This window comes from Peptoniphilus stercorisuis (assembly GCF_017874395.1).
Lineage (GTDB): Bacteria > Bacillota > Clostridia > Tissierellales > Peptoniphilaceae > Anaerosphaera > Anaerosphaera stercorisuis.
In genome coordinates this window covers 51,374-69,837 of the sequence record NZ_JAGGLJ010000004.1, presented here as the reverse complement: position 1 = coordinate 69,837, position 18,464 = coordinate 51,374, and the positions used below count along the sequence as shown (strand labels likewise).

At 27.4% G+C, this 18,464-nt stretch carries 20 protein-coding genes, 1 riboswitch and 1 other annotated feature; of the genes, 15 read left to right on the top strand and 5 right to left on the bottom strand.

From position 1 onward, the window contains the following. The first annotated feature begins 10 nt into the window (after positions 1-10). A riboswitch (FMN riboswitch) is annotated at positions 11-125 on the top strand. Between the two features lie 77 nt (positions 126-202). Genes ribD through J2Z71_RS02800 form a run of 5 tightly spaced genes read left to right on the top strand, consistent with a single transcriptional unit; the run spans position 203 to position 4,270 of the window. Then, positions 203-1,312: a bifunctional diaminohydroxyphosphoribosylaminopyrimidine deaminase/5-amino-6-(5-phosphoribosylamino)uracil reductase RibD gene (ribD, locus tag J2Z71_RS02820; protein WP_210060343.1), complete on the top strand. Its 1,110-nt coding sequence runs from the start codon at positions 203-205 to the stop codon at positions 1,310-1,312. Further along, a complete protein-coding gene (locus tag J2Z71_RS02815) occupies positions 1,293-1,943 on the top strand; it encodes a riboflavin synthase (protein ID WP_210060342.1) in 651 nt (216 codons plus the stop codon). Before ribD ends, J2Z71_RS02815 begins: the two co-directional genes overlap by 20 nt. An 8-nt stretch (positions 1,944-1,951) precedes the next feature. Further along, positions 1,952-3,154 carry a bifunctional 3,4-dihydroxy-2-butanone-4-phosphate synthase/GTP cyclohydrolase II gene (locus J2Z71_RS02810; protein WP_210060341.1) on the top strand — a complete coding sequence of 401 codons (1,203 nt, stop codon included), beginning with the start codon at positions 1,952-1,954 and terminating at the stop codon, positions 3,152-3,154. An 11-nt stretch (positions 3,155-3,165) separates the two neighbouring features. Beyond that, a complete protein-coding gene (ribH, locus tag J2Z71_RS02805; protein WP_210060340.1) occupies positions 3,166-3,633 on the top strand; it encodes a 6,7-dimethyl-8-ribityllumazine synthase in 468 nt (155 codons plus the stop codon). Then, positions 3,626-4,270 carry an HAD family hydrolase gene (locus tag J2Z71_RS02800; RefSeq protein ID WP_210060339.1) on the top strand — a complete coding sequence of 215 codons (645 nt, stop codon included), beginning with the start codon at positions 3,626-3,628 and terminating at the stop codon, positions 4,268-4,270. The genes ribH and J2Z71_RS02800 overlap by 8 nt, the downstream gene beginning before the upstream one ends. A gap of 52 nt (positions 4,271-4,322) precedes the next feature. Further along, positions 4,323-4,530 (top strand) — a binding site (T-box leader). 160 nt (positions 4,531-4,690) lie between these two features. Here J2Z71_RS02800 and J2Z71_RS02795 read toward each other — a convergent pair. Together J2Z71_RS02795 and J2Z71_RS02790 are read right to left on the bottom strand one after the other, a co-directional pair. Beyond that, entirely contained in the window at positions 4,691-6,268 is a 1,578-nt protein-coding gene (locus J2Z71_RS02795; protein ID WP_210060338.1) for a zinc-ribbon domain-containing protein, read from the bottom strand. Between the two features lie 161 nt (positions 6,269-6,429). After that, the gene (locus J2Z71_RS02790) at positions 6,430-6,717 is read right to left on the bottom strand and encodes a hypothetical protein (protein WP_210060337.1); all 288 of its coding nucleotides are present in this window, start codon (positions 6,715-6,717) and stop codon (positions 6,430-6,432) included. Positions 6,718-6,914: 197 nt separating this feature from the next. Here J2Z71_RS02790 and dnaX point away from each other — a divergent pair, with 197 nt between their 5' ends. Genes dnaX through recR form a run of 3 tightly spaced genes read left to right on the top strand, consistent with a single transcriptional unit; the run spans position 6,915 to position 9,510 of the window. After that, positions 6,915-8,555 carry a DNA polymerase III subunit gamma/tau gene (gene dnaX / locus J2Z71_RS02785; protein WP_210060336.1) on the top strand — a complete coding sequence of 547 codons (1,641 nt, stop codon included), beginning with the start codon at positions 6,915-6,917 and terminating at the stop codon, positions 8,553-8,555. Between the two features lie 11 nt (positions 8,556-8,566). Beyond that, positions 8,567-8,905 carry a YbaB/EbfC family nucleoid-associated protein gene (locus J2Z71_RS02780; RefSeq protein WP_210060335.1) on the top strand — a complete coding sequence of 113 codons (339 nt, stop codon included), beginning with the start codon at positions 8,567-8,569 and terminating at the stop codon, positions 8,903-8,905. A gap of 2 nt (positions 8,906-8,907) precedes the next feature. Further along, complete coding sequence (recR, locus tag J2Z71_RS02775) at positions 8,908-9,510, top strand: recombination mediator RecR (protein WP_210060334.1); 603 nt, start codon at positions 8,908-8,910, stop codon at positions 9,508-9,510. A gap of 6 nt (positions 9,511-9,516) precedes the next feature. Here recR and J2Z71_RS02770 read toward each other — a convergent pair whose 3' ends face one another. Then, positions 9,517-9,930, bottom strand: a complete 414-nt coding sequence (locus J2Z71_RS02770; RefSeq protein WP_210060333.1) for a cytidine deaminase family protein — start codon at positions 9,928-9,930, stop codon at positions 9,517-9,519. A gap of 113 nt (positions 9,931-10,043) precedes the next feature. Here J2Z71_RS02770 and J2Z71_RS02765 point away from each other — a divergent pair, with 113 nt between their 5' ends. The 3 genes from J2Z71_RS02765 to J2Z71_RS02755 all read left to right on the top strand — a co-directional run bounded on the left by J2Z71_RS02765 (position 10,044) and on the right by J2Z71_RS02755 (position 14,349). Continuing rightward, on the top strand, positions 10,044-10,805 hold the full coding sequence (locus J2Z71_RS02765) for a hypothetical protein (protein WP_210060332.1): 762 nt from the start codon (positions 10,044-10,046) through the stop codon (positions 10,803-10,805). Positions 10,806-11,055: 250 nt separating this feature from the next. After that, positions 11,056-12,930 (top strand): ATP-dependent zinc metalloprotease FtsH, encoded by a 1,875-nt coding sequence (ftsH, locus tag J2Z71_RS02760; RefSeq protein ID WP_245311154.1) that lies wholly within the window; start codon positions 11,056-11,058, stop codon positions 12,928-12,930. 120 nt (positions 12,931-13,050) lie between these two features. Next, a complete protein-coding gene (locus J2Z71_RS02755) occupies positions 13,051-14,349 on the top strand; it encodes a YjiH family protein (RefSeq protein ID WP_210060331.1) in 1,299 nt (432 codons plus the stop codon). Positions 14,350-14,375: 26 nt separating this feature from the next. Here J2Z71_RS02755 and J2Z71_RS02750 read toward each other — a convergent pair whose 3' ends face one another. Continuing rightward, the gene (locus J2Z71_RS02750) at positions 14,376-14,948 is read right to left on the bottom strand and encodes a helix-turn-helix domain-containing protein (protein ID WP_210060330.1); all 573 of its coding nucleotides are present in this window, start codon (positions 14,946-14,948) and stop codon (positions 14,376-14,378) included. 2 nt (positions 14,949-14,950) lie between these two features. Next, positions 14,951-15,364: a Fur family transcriptional regulator gene (locus J2Z71_RS02745; protein ID WP_210060329.1), complete on the bottom strand. Its 414-nt coding sequence runs from the start codon at positions 15,362-15,364 to the stop codon at positions 14,951-14,953. A 150-nt stretch (positions 15,365-15,514) separates the two neighbouring features. Between J2Z71_RS02745 and J2Z71_RS02740 the strand changes: the two genes are divergently transcribed. The 4 genes from J2Z71_RS02740 (at position 15,515) to ybaK (ending at position 18,463) form a co-directional block, all read left to right on the top strand. Continuing rightward, on the top strand, positions 15,515-16,450 hold the full coding sequence (locus J2Z71_RS02740; protein WP_210060328.1) for a metal ABC transporter solute-binding protein, Zn/Mn family: 936 nt from the start codon (positions 15,515-15,517) through the stop codon (positions 16,448-16,450). Next, positions 16,450-17,112, top strand: a complete 663-nt coding sequence (locus J2Z71_RS02735) for a metal ABC transporter ATP-binding protein (RefSeq protein ID WP_210060327.1) — start codon at positions 16,450-16,452, stop codon at positions 17,110-17,112. The genes J2Z71_RS02740 and J2Z71_RS02735 overlap by 1 nt, the downstream gene beginning before the upstream one ends. After that, positions 17,112-17,918 (top strand): metal ABC transporter permease, encoded by an 807-nt coding sequence (locus J2Z71_RS02730; RefSeq protein WP_210060326.1) that lies wholly within the window; start codon positions 17,112-17,114, stop codon positions 17,916-17,918. Before J2Z71_RS02735 ends, J2Z71_RS02730 begins: the two co-directional genes overlap by 1 nt. 74 nt (positions 17,919-17,992) lie before the next feature. Continuing rightward, complete coding sequence (gene ybaK / locus J2Z71_RS02725; protein ID WP_210060325.1) at positions 17,993-18,463, top strand: Cys-tRNA(Pro) deacylase; 471 nt, start codon at positions 17,993-17,995, stop codon at positions 18,461-18,463. Position 18,464 lies beyond the last annotated feature (1 nt).

The window sequence follows — 18,464 nt, the reverse complement described above, 5'->3', positions numbered from 1 at the left end:
AAAACGATTATTAATACTTCAGGGTAAGGTGAAATTCCTAACCGGCGGTTATAGTCCGCGAGCCTAAGGGTTGACTTGGTGTAATTCCAAGACCGACAGTAAAGTCTGGATGGAAGAAGTTTTATTTTTATGCATATTTTTGTGCGTAATTATATAGTTACTTAGAGAACCCTGAAAATGGGTTCTTTTTTTATGGTGATTTATGGAAAATAAAGATATTTATTTTATGAATAAAGCAATTAATCTTGCAAGATTAGCAAGAGGAAATACAAAGACAAATCCCTTAGTGGGAGCTGTGATTGTTAAAAACAATACAATCATAGGAGAAGGATATCATAAGTATTTTGGAGGTGAACATGCTGAGGAAGATGCAATAAATAATGCAGTAGAAAGTGTTTATGGAAGTACTTTATATGTAACGCTAGAACCTTGTTCTCATATTGGTAAGAGAAATGCCTGTTGTGATTTAATAATAAAAAATAAAATAAAAAAAGTTGTTATAGGAAGTAGAGATATAAACCCTAAGGTAAATGGAATTAAAAAGCTTAAAAAAGCAGGAATTGAAGTTGTTACAGGAGTTTTAGAAAAAGAGTGTAATGATTTAAATAGAGTATTTTTTCATAGTATAAAAAATAAAATGCCCTATGTAGTTTTAAAATCAGCAATGAGCTTAGATGGCAAGATTGCAACAAAAACTAGTGATTCAAAATGGATAACATCAAGTGAGAGTAGAAAATCAGGCAGAATGCTTAGAGGGTATTTAGATGGAATATTAGTTGGTATAAATACTATTTTAAAAGATGATCCAAGTTTAAATACTAGAATAGATAATCTTAGAGATCCTGTTAGGATAATAGTGGATTCAAAGCTTAGAATTCCAATAGATTCAAAGGTTTTAAATATAAAATCTTCTGCAAAAACAATTATATTTACTACAAAATATTATGATTTGGAAAAATATAATTTATTAAAAGATAAAGAAAATGTAGAAGTTATTATAGTAAATGAAAAAGATAATAAAGTAGATTTAAGTGAAATATTAAAAGTTTTATATGAAAAAGATATATCAAGTATTCTCTTAGAAGGTGGAGGAAATCTTAATTATTCTATGCTTAAGGAAAATTTAGTTAATAGAGTGTATTTTTATATAGCGCCTATGATTATTGGTGGGAAAGATGCTAAGACCTCTGTTGAGGGAGATGGTATAGAGAGAATAAAAGATGGATTTAATATAAATATTACTTCTATTGAAAAAATTGATAGAGATATTTTAGTAATTGGAGATGTTGAAAATGTTTACAGGAATAGTTGAAGAAGTGGGAATTATTAAAAATATTAAAAAAAATTCAAATTCATTAAGTTTAACTATATCTGCAAATAAGGTTTTAGAGGATATTAAACTTGGTGATAGTATTTGTACTAATGGAGTTTGCCTTACTGTAACAGATTTTGACAAATATTCTTTTACAGTAGATGCAATTGAATCAACTATAAGAAAGACTGATTTATATAATTTAGATATTTCTAGTAAGGTTAATTTAGAAAGAGCTTTATCTTTAAAAGATAGACTTGGAGGACATATTGTTCAAGGTCATGTAGATGGAATAGGCGAAATAGCTAATATTCGAGATGAGGATTTGTCTAAGGTTTATTCTATAAAAGCTAAAGAAAATTTATTAAATAAGTTAGTTAAACAAGGCTCTATTACAATTAGTGGAGTAAGTCTTACGATTAGTGATTTAAAAGAGGATTATTTTGAGGTTTCAATTATTCCACATACTTTAAAAGAAACGATAATTAATGATTTAAAAATAGGGGATATAGTAAATTTAGAGATAGATATTATTGGGAAATACATTGATAGATTTTTAAATGGAGATAAAAGTAAAGACGAAAAAGTAAGTTCTTTATCTTTAGATTTTTTAGCGGAAAATGGCTTTTAGGAGGAAATATGAAATTTAACAGAATTGAAGAAGCGTTAGAGGATTTAAGAAATGGAAAAATTATAGTTGTAACAGATGATCCTGATAGAGAAAATGAAGGGGATTTTATATGTGCAGCTGAGTTTGCAACACCAGAAAATATAAATTTCATGGCTAAGTATGGTAAGGGTTTGATTTGTATGCCTATGAGTAAAAGTGTTGCAAGTAGATTAGAACTTGGAGAAATGGTAGAAAAAAATACAGACAATCATGAAACTGCTTTTACAGTTACAGTAGATCATATTGATACAACTACAGGAATATCTGCTTATGAGAGATCTCTTACTGCAATGAAACTTGCAGATTCTAATTCAAAACCTGAAGATTTTAGAAGACCTGGACATATGTTTCCTCTTATTGCAAAAGAAAAAGGAATATTTGTTAGAGAAGGTCATACTGAGGCAACTGTTGATTTATTAAAACTTGCAGGTTTAAATGAAGTTGGAATATGTTGTGAAATAATGGCTGAAGATGGTCATATGATGCGAAAAACAGAACTTCTAGAATTAGCTAAAGAACATAATTTGACATTTATTACAATAGAAGATTTAAAAAAATATATTAAACAAAATAAAAAATTAGTAAAATGTGTATCTCATGCAAATATGCCTACTAAATATGGCGATTTTAAGGCTTATGGATATGTAGATCAAATTACAAAGGAACACCATATTGCTCTTGTAAAGGGAGATATAAGTGATGGAAAAGATATTCTTTGTAGAGTTCATTCAGAGTGTTTAACAGGTGATACTTTTGGATCTTTAAGATGTGATTGTGGAGATCAACTTCATAAGGCAATGGAACTTATAAATAAAGAGGGTAGAGGAATACTTTTATATATGAGACAAGAGGGTAGAGGAATAGGTCTTATAAATAAGTTAAAGGCTTATGAGCTTCAAGAACAGGGATATGATACTGTTGAGGCCAATTTAAAACTTGGATTTGCTGAGGATTTACGAGAATATCACACAGGAGCTCAAATTTTACAAGATTTAGGAGTAAAAGAAATAAGACTTTTAACTAATAATTCAGACAAGATATATAAACTTGAGGAATATGGTATTAAGATTACAAAAAGAGAATCTATTGAAATTAAATCCCATAAAGAAGATGAGTTTTATTTAAGAACTAAAAAAGAAAAAATGAATCATCTATTAGAAGAATTTGTATAAGGAGATAAAAAATGAATATATATAATGGAAAACTAATAACAGAAGGCAAAAAATATGCAATTATTGTAGCTAGATTTAATGAATTTATTACAAATAAACTTTTAGAAGGAAGTATAGATTGTTTAACAAGACATGGTGCAAAGGATGAAGAAATTGATGTAATTTGGGTTCCGGGTGCTTTTGAAATACCATATATTGCTAAGAAATGTGCCAAAAAAGGATCTTATGATGCTATAATATGTTTGGGAGCTGTAATTAGAGGTGCAACACCACATTTTGATTATGTATGTGCAGAAGTATCTAAGGGTGTAGCAAGTATTTCACTTGAGGAGAATGTGCCAGTATTATTTGGAGTTCTTACAACTAATTCAATAGAACAAGCTATTGAAAGAGCAGGAACTAAAAGTGGTAACAAGGGTTATGAAGTTGCACTAGGGGCAATAGAACTTGCAAATTTAGGAGAATTAATTGATGGATAAACTTGAAGAGATTAACACTGTATTTTTAGATTTTGATGGTACTATTCATAATGTAGCAGATACTTATCACAAGATCTTAGAAGATACATGTATTTTAGCTGGAATATCAAAGAGCATTACAAAAGAAGAGTCTAGGAAATATTTAGGATATAGTCCAACAGATATGTGGAGAGAATTTATGCCAGATCTTCCAAAGGAACAAAGGGAAAAACTTATGAATAGTATAGGTTTAAGATTGGAATCTGATATTTTAGCGAAAAAGACGACTCTATTCAAGGGAACTGAAGAAGTATTTAGTAAATTAAAAGAAGATAACAAAACAATTATTTTAATTAGTAATTGTATGAATAAATATAGAGATAATGCTATTAAAAGATTTAACCTAGATAAATATGTAACTAGATTTTATACATCTGAAGAATTTGATTATATTCCAAAAGAAAAAATTTTAGAAAATGTAATCGATAAATATAAAGGTGATTATATATTTGTAGGTGATAGATTTCATGATATGCTATCAGCTGATTATAATAATATAAAATCAATATTTTGTAATTATGGTTATGGAAAAGAAGAAGAAGGAAATAATGCAAATTATAGAATTGATGATATAAAAGAAATTTTAGATATTATTTAAAATAATGTTGACAAAATTAATTAAAGGGTTTATACTTTTAGATAGTTATAAATTTTAATCAATGAAATAGGAAGTAGTATTTTTAAGATATTAAAGAGAATTGGGATAGGTGAGAACCAATATATTAAGGAAATATGAACTAGGACTATGGAGATTTAATAGTGAGTATATACAAGCTATTGACGGTTAACTTCGATAAAAGTTTTAAGAGGATGAGCAATCATCAATTAGAGTGGTACCGCGGATTATACGTCTCTTTTTGTTTTTACAAAAAGAGACTTTTTTTATTGTACATTGAGCCACTAATTAAATTACGATAAGTATTATTTTTTAATCTTATACTAAATATTCTACTAAGAAATAGCACGCACATGCGTGTTATTTTTTTATGCAAAATAAAAAAGCCCAAATGGGCTTTTCTTAATACATAAAATTTGTTAAAACAAAAAATAATTTCGATACGAAATGAATTAATATAAAAGATATTGAATACCAGCCAATAAAGTTGGTTTTATTTTCATATTTAAGTTGATTCCAATACTGAGCAAGAGTAATAGTAATAGCCATTAAAAACAATATAATAGTGGCAATAGGTAGTGGTGTCAGTGCTGGAAGAAGATTAAATGTAAATAATCCTCCATCCCAAGGTGACAATACAAAGGATACAAATAGGAAAACTTGGCATATAAACCAATTTATAAAAGCAAAATATTTAACTTCATCCTCACTTGTTTCAACCCACACTTTTTCTGTTGTAATATTTAATGGTACATAAAACTCTAAAATATTAAATAGTAATTTAAAAACTAAAAGTAATATAAGTGTAAAGGATATTCTTTTATATCCCATAATAATAGGTACAAAGGAAAGAATAATACCTATAATCAATGTAATCATAAAAGATCTTTTGCCATCAGATACAACTTTTGAATTTACTTTATCAAGTTTAGATGAAACTAAATCCATAAAATTATAAAATTTAAGTCTTGTTGGATTATTTATTTCAACTTTTTTATCTTCTTTTTGATTTTCTGATTTAGAACTGTCTTTTTTAGAATTATCATTTGTATCTTTTTGATTTTCTAATTTTTTCAGTTCCTCATTAACTTGATCAGTAAAACTCTTATGACTAAGTTTTTCTTTTGGATCTTCTAATTTTGTTTTTTCAACTACTTTGTCTTTAGTTTTTTTATCTTCTTTTTTACTATTTTTTTTATTTGCTTTTTGTTCTTTTTCTTTTTCAGGAAGTTTTTTAGATTTAGTATTATCTTTTTTTATGTCTTCTTTAAATCCTGATTCTTTTAATTTTTTTTCAATTTCAATTTTAGGAATACCCATTGTGTTTTCCATATAAGTATCAGATGTATTTGAGGTATTGGCGCTAGTTGAAATTTCAATTTTATCTTCTTTAGTATTTTTATCTTGTTCTTCACTAAAAGAGGAGAATATAGAGAACTTATCATCATCTTCATTTATAAAATTATTCCATAATTCCTTTAAATTCTTTTTTTTCTTTGGAGTTTCTTCTATTTCTTTTTTAGTAAAGGATTTCTCAACTAAAGGAGTATTTTCTTTAGTATTTTTATTTTCTTCTAAAGTTTCGTTTTTTTGTTTTGAGCTGGTTTTATTTTCTTTTTTATCTTCTTTTTTAGAAGAGGTTTTTTTATCGATTTTAGAATCAGCTTTTTTGTCTAAATTAAGTTCGCTTTTTGAAAAAGAACTGGTCTCATATTTGTGTATGTTTTCAGAAATTTTTTCATCAACAGCTTTTATAATATCTTTTATTTCGTCTGTATTATCAATTCCATCAATAGTACCAATAGGTTTAAAGATTCTAGTAGCATCTTTGTTATTGTCATCAAGAGATTTATTAGTATCTTTATTTTCATCAGTATTAATAGGAGTGATAGATATTTTAACATCTTTTAATTTTTTACCACAAACTGGGCAATAGTTGCTATTTTGTGGTATTTCATTTCCACAATTGGGACAAAACACTTAAGTCACCTTCTTTGTATAAATTATTAAAACTACTATAAGTATAACATATTTAATATTTGTAAAGTTTAATAAAAAATTACAATATTATTAATAATAATATGAAAAAAGGAGAGCACGAGCTCCCCTAAATTTCTATTAAAATTAAATTTTAAGCTAAATTATTTTGCTTCTTCTTCAGCGTTAGCAGCTTCTTCTTCAGCAGCGTTAGCTTCTTCTTCTTTAGCATTAGCTTCTTCTTCTTTAGCGTTTGCTTCTTCTTCTTTAGCGTTGTTAGCAGCTTCTTCTGCGTTGTTAGCAGCTTCTTCAGCATTGTTAGCAGCTTCTTCTACAGCTGTGTTATTGTTAGCTGGAGCATTGTTAGCAGCTTCTTTATTTCCACAAGCAACTAGTCCAAACATCATAACACCAACAGTTGCAACACTAAGAACTTTTTTAAGATTTTTCATTAATAATATACCTCCCATTAATAATTAGTATGTTTATACTATATAGCTCATCTGTGAAAATTATGTGTATTAAATGTTAAATGTAAGGGAATTAAAGAAAACATTAGTTCTATATTACTTATTTAATATTATTAGTATTTGAAAATCTATTCTTATTTTCTTTAATTTTGTTATAATAAATAGAGGAGTTGAAGTAAATGTATCAAGCACTATATAGAAAATATAGATCTAAAACTTTTGATGAACTTGTTGGACAAGATCATATTACATCTGCACTAAAACACCAAATAGCAAGTGGGGAAACTTCTCATGCCTATCTTTTTTCAGGAACAAGGGGAACTGGAAAGACATCTGCTGCAAAAATATTTGCTCGTGGGATAAATTGCCCAAATGAAGTAGATGGAAATCCATGTAATGAATGCCCAAGCTGTAAGGGGATTCTAGAAGATAGAATTATGGATGTAGTTGAAATGGATGCTGCATCAAATAATGGTGTTGATGATATAAGAGAATTAAAGGAAAAAGTAATATATCCACCATCAACAAGTAAATATAAAGTTTATATAATAGATGAAGTTCATATGCTTTCTAAGGGAGCATTTAATGCACTTTTAAAAATATTAGAAGAACCACCTAGACATTTAATATTTATACTTGCAACAACAGAACCAGAAAAAATTCCACAAACTATTTTATCTAGAACTCAAAGATTTAATTTTAAGAGAATTTCACCTGATATAATAGTAGAAAATCTTAAAAAAATAACTGAGCTTGAAAATAAAACCTGTGATGAAGAGGTTTATAAGTTAATTGCTAATAATTCAGATGGAGCAATGAGAGATGCTTTATCTCTTTTAGATCAATGTTTGTCTTATGGAGAAGATAATATTGATTATAAATTAGCTACAGATATTTTGGGAATATCAACTGATGAAATATTATTTACACTATCTTCTCATTTAATAAATTATGATATAGATAATGCATTGATAACTCTTGAGGAGATTTACAAAAGTGGAAAGGATATTTCAAATCTAATAAGTGATTTAATACTTCATTTTAGAAATCTAATGATTACTAAAACTGTTAAAAATCCTTTAGAATTATTATATACTTCTAATATAGATAAGTATAAAGAGCAATGTGAAGAAATAGAGATTAATAGAATAATAGAAATTTTAAAAATATTAAATGAAACTCTTGTAAGTGTAAAATATGCTCCAGATAAGAGAGTAATATTTGAAATGAGTTTAATAAAAATAAGTAATACAAAAGATGAGTTGTCTCTTAAAGATAGAGTAGAACAACTTGAGAATATGATTCAAAGTGGAAATATTAAAAAAACAAATATTTCAAAAGATGATTTAAAATATAGAGAAAAAGAAGTAATAAAAAAAGAACCAATTCAAACAGAAAATCAAAAAATAATAGCAGAAAATAGAGTAAAAAGAGAATTAGAAGAAGCTTCACAAAAAAAAGAAAGTTCTGATATAATTAAAAATGGTAAAGTTACACTTGATTTGATTAAATCTCATTGGGAAGATATACTTATTGAAATAAAAGATTTAAAAAGGTTAAATGTATCAGCATTACTTAGAGAAGCAACTCTTTCTGATTTTAATCAAAATACTCTTATAGTTGTATATGATGAAAAATTTATGTTTCATTATAAAGCTATAAGTACAGAAGATAATATTGAATTTTTAAGAGAGTTCTTTAGTAAAAAATACAATGAAAAAATCGATGTACGAATTGAAATAGCAGATACTTTAGATAAGAAAAAAGCAATATCAAAAGTAGAAAGTTATTTTGGTAAAGAAAATATAGATAGAATTTAGGAGGAATAAAAATGGCAAAAGGATTTCCAGGATTTCCAGGCGGTGGAAATATGAATAATATGATGAAGCAAATGCAAAAACTACAAAAGCAAATGGAAGATGTTCAAACAAAACTAAAAGAGGAAGTTGTTGAAGCTTCTGCTGGTGGTGGAGCAGTAATTGCAAAGGTAAATGGAAGTAAAGAAGTTGTTGAAATAAAAATAGACAAAGAAGTTGTAGATCCTGATGATGTTGAAATGTTAGAGGACTTAATAGTTGCAGCTGTAAATGAAGCTTTAAGAACAGCTGAAGATAAAATGGGTTCTGAAATGTCTAAACTTACAGGCGGATTAAATATTCCTGGACTTTAATTATGAAAAGTACAGCAAGACCAATTGAAAATTTAATTAATCAGTTAAATAAGTTGCCAGGTATAGGAAATAAAACTGCTCAAAGACTTGCTTATTTTATATTAGATATGGAAGAGGATAAAGTAAATCTTTTGTCAAATTCAATAATTGATGCTAAGAAAAATGTTAAGGAATGCTCTATTTGTTCTAATTTTACAGATTTAGATCCCTGTGCAATATGTACAGATGACAAAAGAGATAATTCTATAATTTGTGTAGTAGAATATCCAAAAGATGTAGAAGCAATGGAAAGAGCAAATTGTTTTAATGGTCTATATCATGTGCTTCATGGAGTGATTGCTCCAACAAAGGGCATAGGACCTGCAGAACTTAAAATCAGAGAACTATTAAGACGACTTGAATCTGATGATATAAAAGAAATAATAATAGCAACAAACCCAACAGTTGAAGGAGATACAACAGCATTATATCTTTCAAAATTAATATCGCCACTAGGAGTTAAGACTACAAGAATAGGATATGGACTTCCAGTTGGTGGAGATCTTGAATATTATGATGAGGTAACAATATCAACTGCTTTGGAAAATAGAAGAGAATTAAAGTAAAAGAGCCTAAATAATAGGCTCTTTTTTTACATCCTTCCAATCAAGTGGAAGAAGATCTTTTAATTGTAAAATTTTATCCTTTGAAACTTTAATATAAGTCTTTGTATTTTTTTCTGAAATCTGACTTATTAATTCTCTACATCTGCCACAAGGAGGAATAGGATTATAATTTTCATTAATAGCTACAATGGCTTTTATATTATACTCTCTATTTTTGAGCATTTCTGAGATTGCACTATGTTCTGCGCAAAACCCAAGAGAACAAGATGTATCAATATTAATTCCTGTATAAATATTTCCCTTATCTGTAATAAGAGCACAAGATACATCTCCAATGGAGACATATTTGTTTAATTTTTCTGGAGCAACTAGTTCTTTTGCTATTTTTTCTAAATTTATAAAAATTTTTTCATCAATCATAAATAAATCTCCCTTCATTTATATCTACCCTAAAAAAATAAATAAAAATTTAATTGATATTAAAGTTTTGGGTAAATATAAATACTAAATATTATAAGTAAGGGAGGAATAATATGAAATACTTAAGTTTAGTTATTTATGTAATTATGATAATTGTAAATCTACTAATAAATCTAATGAAAAAAGCTGATATAGTTGAAAATAATATTATAAAAAGCTATTCAAATTTATTAATACCGACAAATATTACTAATGTGATTATTCCAATTGTATATCTTGGATTATTACTATATATATTGTATTCAATAGATATTATTGAAAATGAAAACACAAGAGAAGAAAGAAGGATATTTAATAATATAAATTTAATTTTTGCATCTAATATGATTTTAAATATATTTTGGAATATATTTAATTATTATAATAAAATTTTTGCATCTGTATTAATTATGATATTAATGTTATTTACTCTTTATAAAATCTCTTTTATTATAAATGATTTTACATTAGATGAAAGGCAAAATATTTTTATTAAAATTCCTTTTAATTTATATTTTGGTGTAATTACAGTATCATCTATTATAAATGTATTAGCTTTATTTGTAGATTTAGGTCTAAAACCTTTTAATGTATTTGCAATAATAATAAGTTCTATATTATTAATACTTGGAATAATAATTTCTATATACTTTTTTAAAACTAATAGAGATGGAATATATATTTTGGCAGTAGCTTGGATATATATTGGTATTTTTATAAATCAAGTATCAGAAAATGGTTTTAATAGAAATTTTCCGCTTTTAATTTTTATTGGAATTTCTTCAATATTAGTGCTATTTTATGTTTTATTTAAAGAAAAGAGGATTATTAGTTAGAAAAGAGCAGATTTGCTCTTTTTTTTAATTATTTTAGGATATATATAATAATAAGGAGCAGATTTAAATAGTTTTTAAATAGAATTTAATATTTAAGAAATGTGAAAGTTTGCTTAGTTAAAAAAGGTGTTATATAATTGAACGAGTCTACTCATGAGATTATGTAATAATATATTGGGTATTCTTATACTATGTTTTACTATATTTGATCTTAAATGTAGTATATATTTTGAAAAAGGGAAGTGATATATTGTTTGATAAAAAAAATGACAATAAGAAGAACAAAAAAGACAACAACAACAAGTTTAAATCATGGCCGCTTCTTGTTTATTATGTAATTGCGATTATACTTATATTTGCAGTTCCCTTTATAATAAATCCAAGGTTACAAAAAGCTCCTGATATTAAGACTACAGACTATGGAACATTTTTAAGTTATGTAGATAAAGGTGTTGTAACAAAGGCTGAAATACTAGATAAAAAAGTTGCTTTTGAAATTGAAAAAGATGGTAAAAAACAAAAATATGAAACTTCAAAATTAGAGGATCCAACTTTAGTTGAAAGACTTCACAATGAGGGAGTAAAATTTGAAAGAATTTATCCTACTGAACCAAATCCAGTTTTAGCAACATTAATTTCCATGGGAACTACAATTTTAATACTTGTAGTTGTTTGGTATTTTATTTCTAAAATGATGGTTAAGAGATTTGGAGATGAAGGTGGCGTTGGACCAATGAGTTTTGGGAAATCCAATGCTAAGATATATGTTAAAAGCACTGATGGAATTACATTTGAAAATGTAGCAGGTCAAGATGAAGCAAAAGAAGCTTTAACAGAAATAGTTGATTTTCTTCACAATCCAAAAAAATATTCTGATATTGGTGCAAAACTTCCAAAGGGTGCACTTTTAGTTGGACCTCCAGGAACTGGTAAAACTTTACTTGCTCAAGCAGTAGCAGGAGAAGCAGATGTTCCATTCTTTTCAATTTCAGGATCTGAATTTGTTGAGATGTTTGTAGGTCTTGGTGCAGCAAAAGTAAGAGATTTATTTAAACAAGCACATGAAAAAGCTCCTTGTATCGTATTTATAGATGAAATTGATACAATTGGTAAAAAACGTGATGGTGCAGGATTTTCTGGAAATGATGAAAGAGAGCAAACTCTAAATCAATTATTATCTGAGATGGATGGTTTTGAAGGTAATGATGGAGTTGTAATTCTTGCAGCTACAAATAGACCAGAAAGTTTGGACCCTGCTCTATTAAGACCAGGTCGTTTTGATAGACGTGTTCCTGTTGAACTTCCAGATCTTGCAGGAAGAGAAGCTATATTAAAAGTTCATGCTAAAAAAATAGTTAAAGATGAAGATATAGACTATAATGCAATAGCTCGTGCAACAGCTGGAGCAAGTGGTGCAGATCTTGCAAATATGATAAATGAAGCAGCTTTAAGAGCTGTACGTGAAGGCAGACATGAAATGACTCAAAGAGATATTGAGGAAAGTGTTGAAGTTGTAATTGCAGGATATGAAAGAAAGAATGCAGTTATTTCTCCAAATGAAAGAAGAACTATTGCCTATCATGAAGTTGGTCATGCTCTTGTTGCAGCACGTCAAACTCAATCAGCTCCAGTTCATAAAATTACTATAATACCTAGAACATCAGGTGCACTTGGATATACTATGCAAGTAGATGAAGAAGAAAAAGTTTTAATGAGTAAGGAAGAATTATTCAATAAAATTGTAACTTTAACAGGTGGAAGATCAGCTGAAGAGTTAATATTTGGTGTTAAAACATCAGGTGCTTCAAATGATATTGAACAAGCTACAAAACTTGCTAAGGCAATGATTACAAGATTTGGTATGAGTGATGAATTTGGGTTTGTTGCAATGGAAGCTGTTACAAATCAATATTTAGGTGGAGATTCAACTTTAATGGTTTCACCTGAAACACAATATTTAATAGATAAAGAAGTTCAAAAGGTAATAGAAGAAGCTCATGAAAAAGCTATTAATATTCTAAAAGAAAATATGGATGCATTACATGAAATTGCAGACTATCTTCTACAAAAAGAAACTATTACTGGAGAAGAATTTATGGAAATATTGAATAAACACAATGATTAATAAGAGGATGCTTAGGCATCCTTTTTTTATTTGTAATAAATTTAAACAAAAAATACTTTTCTATGATACTATATTAATAAGGTATTGTATATTATTTTTATTAATTTTGGAGATGAAAATATGAAGAAAAATAATAGGGCATTAATTAGATTTATAGTTTATAGTTTGTTTGGTATTTTTATGTTTTTTGTTCCGATAAAAATTGGAGATAAAAGCTCTATACCATTGGATCATTTAGTGACATTTATTCAAGAAATTCCATATTATAAAGAAGTTTATGGTCTAGGTCTTGTATTTATAGGTGTATTTTTACCCTTTATAAATGGAAAATGGAAAAAGACAAAGATCAATATGATTTTTTCTTTTATAAATATATCAGCATTATTTTTTATAGTGATGGCTGTTTTTAATATTGGACCAAAGGGTTTGTTAGAAGATGATATGATTCCATTTATTTATAGTAAGGTAGTAGTTCCTGTAACGACAATAGTGCCAGTTGGATCAGTGTTTTTAGCTTTTATTATTTCTTATGGATTAATGGAATTTGTAGGGGTTTTTATGAGACCGATTATGAAACCTATTTTTAAAACTCCAGGAAGATCGGCAATAGACGCAGTGGCATCTTTTGTAGGATCTTATTCAATAGCTTTATTAATAACAAATAGAGTTTATGAAGAGGGAAAATATAATGCAAAAGAAGCTTGTATTATAGCGACGGGATTTTCTACAGTGTCTGCTACATTTATGATAATTGTTGCAAAGACTCTAGGATTTATGGATACACATTGGAGTATTTATTTTTGGGTTACAGTATTTGTTACATTTTTAGTTACAGCAATTACTGCAAGAATATATCCTCTTTCTAAAAAGAAAGAAAGTTACTATAAGGGAGTTACTGGAGATATAGAAGAAGATGTTAAGGAAAATAAATTTAAAACAGCATTGGAATTTGCAGAAAAAACAAGTACAGAAGCTCCTGGAATATTAGAAAACACTAAGAGGAATTTAATAGATGGATTTAAACTTGCAATAAATATGGCGCCATCTTTAATGGCAGTAGGATCTTTAGGATTAATTGTAGCAAAATACACAAAAGTATTTGATATTGTTGGATATATATTTTATCCATTTACATTAATAGCAAGACTTCCTGAACCTCTTTTAGCAGCTAAGGCTTTATCAATGAGTATTGCAGAGATGTTTTTACCAGTAGTGCCTGTTGCAGGAGCATCAATGGTTACGAAATTTGTAGTTGGAGTGACATGTGTATCAGAAATTTTATTTTTTAGTGCATCTATACCATGTATGATGTCTACAAATATACCCTTAAAAATGAAAGATTATTTAATTATTTGGTTTGAAAGAGTTGCACTTTCAATACTTATTACATCACCAATTGCATATTTATTATTTAGATAATAAAAAGGGATGCCTAGGCATCCCTTTTATAGACTAACTCTAATTTCTAAAGCTCGTCCTAAAATTTTAATATTTTCTTTTTCAATAATTATAGGTTTATAATTGCTGTTTTCTGCATATAGTATTAATTTCTTATCATTTATTATATATCTTAGGCAAGTTTCTTCTTCATTTAATAGACAAAGTACAAGATCTCCATCAGATATATCATTTGTATTTTCTAAGATAACTGTTGAATTTTTATTGAATTTTGGAGAAAGTGCATCATCAGTAATTTTAATTGCAAGTAAATCTTTATCTTTTTTTAAAGCTTCATCTACTACAACATATTCTAATGTTTGTTGAAAAGTTTCGTTTGTATTTTTTAAAATTGGAAGTTTATATGATGTAGATTTAATAATTTCATCATTTCCCAATAAATAATCAACACTTACATTAAAAAATTTTGAAATTCTAATTAATTTTTCATAATTTGGTTCTGAATCACGAGTTTCATATCCTGCAATAGTTGCTCTTTCAACATCAATAGCAAGGGCAAGTTCTCTTTGTGTTACTCCAGATATATTCCTTAACATTTTAAGTTTAGTTCCAAAGTTCATTGTCACACCTCTTCTTTTTTGCTGCAATCAGGGCATACTCCAGATAATTCTATAATATGACCTGTTATTTTATATCCTGTTTCTTTTTCTACTAAATTTTCTAAAGGTTCAATAGGGCAATGATCTATTGGAGTTATCTTGCCACATATAGAACATACTATGTAGTGTTTATGTGAATTTATAGAAAGTTCATAATAGGAAATACTATTTTGAGAAAGAGCCTTTCTTATTATATGGGCATCTTCTAATTGATTTACAATTCTATAAGCTGTTGTCAAACTTCTACAAGATTCACGAGATATATTTTTATAAATTTCTTCTACAGAAAGAGGAGTGCTACTTTTATCTAAAAGACGTAATACTTCTAAACGTCCCTTTGTAACTTTCAAATTATTATCTTTTAGTATCTCTTTCATTTAAACACCTCTTGGGTAGATTATATATGAAAAGTAAAAAATAATAAACTGCAAAAGTTTTTTTGGCAAATAAAATTCTTTACATTTCTTATACTTTTGATAAAATATTTATAGTGAAATGGAAATGATTACCATTTAAAGGAGGTATTTATGAAAAAAATAAATAAGTTAATTCCGTTATTATTAATACTTATATTAGTATTTACAGGATGCAATAATACTAAAAATAATAATAAGGGTGATATATCAAATAAAAAAATAGAAAACACCAAGGAAGATGAAAAAATAAAAGTTTATGCATCAATTTATCCACTATATGATTTTGCTAAAAATATTGGAAAAGATAAAATTGATTTAAATCTTATAGTTCCAAATGGTCAAGAACCTCATGATTTTGAGCCTGACAATAAAGATATTAAAGCTTTAGAAAATGCAGATGTATTTATTTACAATGGAGCAGGTCTTGAGTCTTGGAGTGATAAAGTACTTAAGTCTTTAAATAATAAGGATTTAGTAAGTGTTATTGCAAGTGAGGGAGTTGAGATTTTACATGAAAGTGATGATGAAATAGATCCTCATGTTTGGTTAGATCCGAAAAATGCAATTATAGAAGCAGAAAATATTAAAGATGCTTTTATAAAAGCTGATTCTAAAAATGAGAAGTTTTATACTGATAATTTTAATGAGTATAGGGAGAAATTAGAAAAACTTAATGAAGATTTTAGTGAAAAACTAAGTAATATAAAAGATAATAAAATAGTTGTTTCACATATGGCTTATGGATATTTAACTAAGTCTTATAATTTAGAGCAAATTGGCATAGAAGGTGTAAATGCTGAGTCAGAACCTGATGCTAAAACAATGGCGAAAATTGTAGGGATTGTACGTGAAAATAATATTAAGGTGATTTTTACAGAGGATATTGTTGATCCAAAAATTGCAGATACTATTGCAAATGAAGCTAGAATTAAAACTGAGTTTTTAAATCCTCTTGAGAGTTTAACTGAAGATGAAATTGAAAATGATGATGATTATATTTCAATTATGACTTCTAATTTAAATAAAATTTATGAGGCACTTAAATAATGAAGGATTATATATTAAATGTAAAAAACTTAAAATATGGATATACAAAGGAAACTGTATTTGAAGATGTATCTTTTATAATAGAAGAGGGAGATTTTGCATGTTTAATAGGACCAAATGGTGCTGGGAAATCTACTTTAATGAAACTTATTTTAGGACAATTAAGTCCAAATAGTGGAGAGGTTTTATTTAATCTTGGAGAAAAGCCCTATGAAAAAGTAGGATATGTCCCTCAACTTGGAATTGGCTCTAGTTATGACTTTCCAATAACTGTAAGAGAAATGGTATCTTTATCTTTAAATAGCGAGCTAAGAGGTTTTAGAAAATATAAAAAATCTCATGAGGAAAAAATACTAGGGGCACTTTCTCAAGTTGGAATGGAAGATAAAATAGAGTCTTTATATTCTAAATTATCAGGTGGGCAAAGGCAAAGAATTTTAATAGCAAAAGCTTTAGTTTCATCACCTGATTTTTTAATACTTGATGAGCCTACAAATGGAATAGATGAAGAGACGAGAAAAAGTTTATTTAAGTTGTTAAATCATTTAAATAAAGAACATAATATAACTATTCTAATGATTACTCATGATTTATTAGATGTACAAGAATATATTAACAAACTTTATAAATTAAGTGATAAGAAGATAGAAAGGTTTGAATAATGGAGATATTTCAATATTCCTATATGATAAAAGCATTAATAGTTGGTTTTGTACTTTCAATAATTATTCCATGTATGGGAGTTGTTGTAGTTAATAAGAAAATATCTGTCATTGGAGATGCACTTTCACATGTTTCTTTATCAGGTGTTATGATTGGACTTATAGCAGGATTTTCTCCAATAGTTGGAGCTATATTAACTTGTATTATAGCAAGTTTATTATTGGAATTTATTAGAAAGAGATTTCCAAGTTATCAAGAGATTTCAACTGCAATAATAATGTCTGCAGGAATTGGAATTGCTTCAATACTTTCAGGTTTTGTAAAAAAATCTGCCAATTTTGAATCTTTTTTATTTGGAAGTATTATAGCAATTACACCCTTTGAATTTTATTTAATTCTTGGAGTTTGTCTAGTGGTAATATGTACTTTTTTATATTTTTTCAGAGATTTAATGTATATTTCCTTTGATGAAATGAGTGCAAAACTTAGTGGTGTAAATGTAGATAGAATAAATACTATATTTATGATTTTAATTGCAATAACAATTTCAGTATCAGCAAGAACAGTTGGTGTTTTAATAATATCATCTCTTATGGTAATTCCAGTTGCCTGTGCAATGCAATTTGAATTTGGATATATAAAAACAACAATATTATCTTCAGTTTTTGGAGCTGTATTTACTATATCTGGACTTATAATATCTTTTTATTTAGGATTAAAACCAGGTGGAAGTATAGTTCTTTTTGGAGTGATTACACTGCTTGTTATACTTGTTGCAAAGGGTTTAAAGTACAAAAACAGATGAAAAATTTAATTAAGTATTGTAAAATAAGTATAGAAGAGTTTCTATACTTTTTTATGTATTAAGGAGATGTTATTTTGAAAAAGACAAATGCAATGAGATTATTAGATGCTGATAATATAAAATATGAGACAAAAGAATATTCTAAAGATGATGGGATTTCGGGAGTTGATGTAGCTAATACATTAAATGAAGATCCAAGTACTGTTTTTAAGACTCTTGTAACTCAATCTAAGGACGAAAATTATGTCTTTGTAATACCAGCACCAAATGAACTTGATCTTAAAAAAGCTGCAAAAGCTTCTTCTGAAAAGAAAATAGAAATGTTGCCACAAAAAGACTTACTTAAAAAAACAGGTTATATACATGGAGGATGCTCTCCAATAGGTATGAAAAAACTATTTAGAACATTTATCGATGAAAGTGCTAAGGATAGGGAATATATATATATAAGTGGTGGCAAAATTGGAATGCAAATAAAAATAAATCCTGTAGATCTTGTTAATTTAATAGATGCAAGTTTTGAAGATTTAACAAAAGGAGAATAAT

Bases quoted from the DNA above. Each gene is read 5' to 3' on its own strand.
- ribD (WP_210060343.1), top strand. From the start codon at position 203: ATGGAAAATAAAGATATTTATTTTATGAATAAAGCAATTAATCTTGCA.
- J2Z71_RS02815 (WP_210060342.1), top strand. From the start codon at position 1,293: ATGTTTACAGGAATAGTTGAAGAAGTGGGAATTATTAAAAATATTAAA.
- J2Z71_RS02810 (WP_210060341.1), top strand. From the start codon at position 1,952: ATGAAATTTAACAGAATTGAAGAAGCGTTAGAGGATTTAAGAAATGGA.
- ribH (WP_210060340.1), top strand. From the start codon at position 3,166: ATGAATATATATAATGGAAAACTAATAACAGAAGGCAAAAAATATGCA.
- J2Z71_RS02800 (WP_210060339.1), top strand. From the start codon at position 3,626: ATGGATAAACTTGAAGAGATTAACACTGTATTTTTAGATTTTGATGGT.
- J2Z71_RS02790 (WP_210060337.1), bottom strand. From the start codon at position 6,717: ATGAAAAATCTTAAAAAAGTTCTTAGTGTTGCAACTGTTGGTGTTATG.
- dnaX (WP_210060336.1), top strand. From the start codon at position 6,915: ATGTATCAAGCACTATATAGAAAATATAGATCTAAAACTTTTGATGAA.
- J2Z71_RS02780 (WP_210060335.1), top strand. From the start codon at position 8,567: ATGGCAAAAGGATTTCCAGGATTTCCAGGCGGTGGAAATATGAATAAT.
- recR (WP_210060334.1), top strand. From the start codon at position 8,908: ATGAAAAGTACAGCAAGACCAATTGAAAATTTAATTAATCAGTTAAAT.
- J2Z71_RS02770 (WP_210060333.1), bottom strand. From the start codon at position 9,930: ATGATTGATGAAAAAATTTTTATAAATTTAGAAAAAATAGCAAAAGAA.
- J2Z71_RS02765 (WP_210060332.1), top strand. From the start codon at position 10,044: ATGAAATACTTAAGTTTAGTTATTTATGTAATTATGATAATTGTAAAT.
- J2Z71_RS02755 (WP_210060331.1), top strand. From the start codon at position 13,051: ATGAAGAAAAATAATAGGGCATTAATTAGATTTATAGTTTATAGTTTG.
- J2Z71_RS02750 (WP_210060330.1), bottom strand. From the start codon at position 14,948: ATGAACTTTGGAACTAAACTTAAAATGTTAAGGAATATATCTGGAGTA.
- J2Z71_RS02745 (WP_210060329.1), bottom strand. From the start codon at position 15,364: ATGAAAGAGATACTAAAAGATAATAATTTGAAAGTTACAAAGGGACGT.
- J2Z71_RS02740 (WP_210060328.1), top strand. From the start codon at position 15,515: ATGAAAAAAATAAATAAGTTAATTCCGTTATTATTAATACTTATATTA.
- J2Z71_RS02735 (WP_210060327.1), top strand. From the start codon at position 16,450: ATGAAGGATTATATATTAAATGTAAAAAACTTAAAATATGGATATACA.
- J2Z71_RS02730 (WP_210060326.1), top strand. From the start codon at position 17,112: ATGGAGATATTTCAATATTCCTATATGATAAAAGCATTAATAGTTGGT.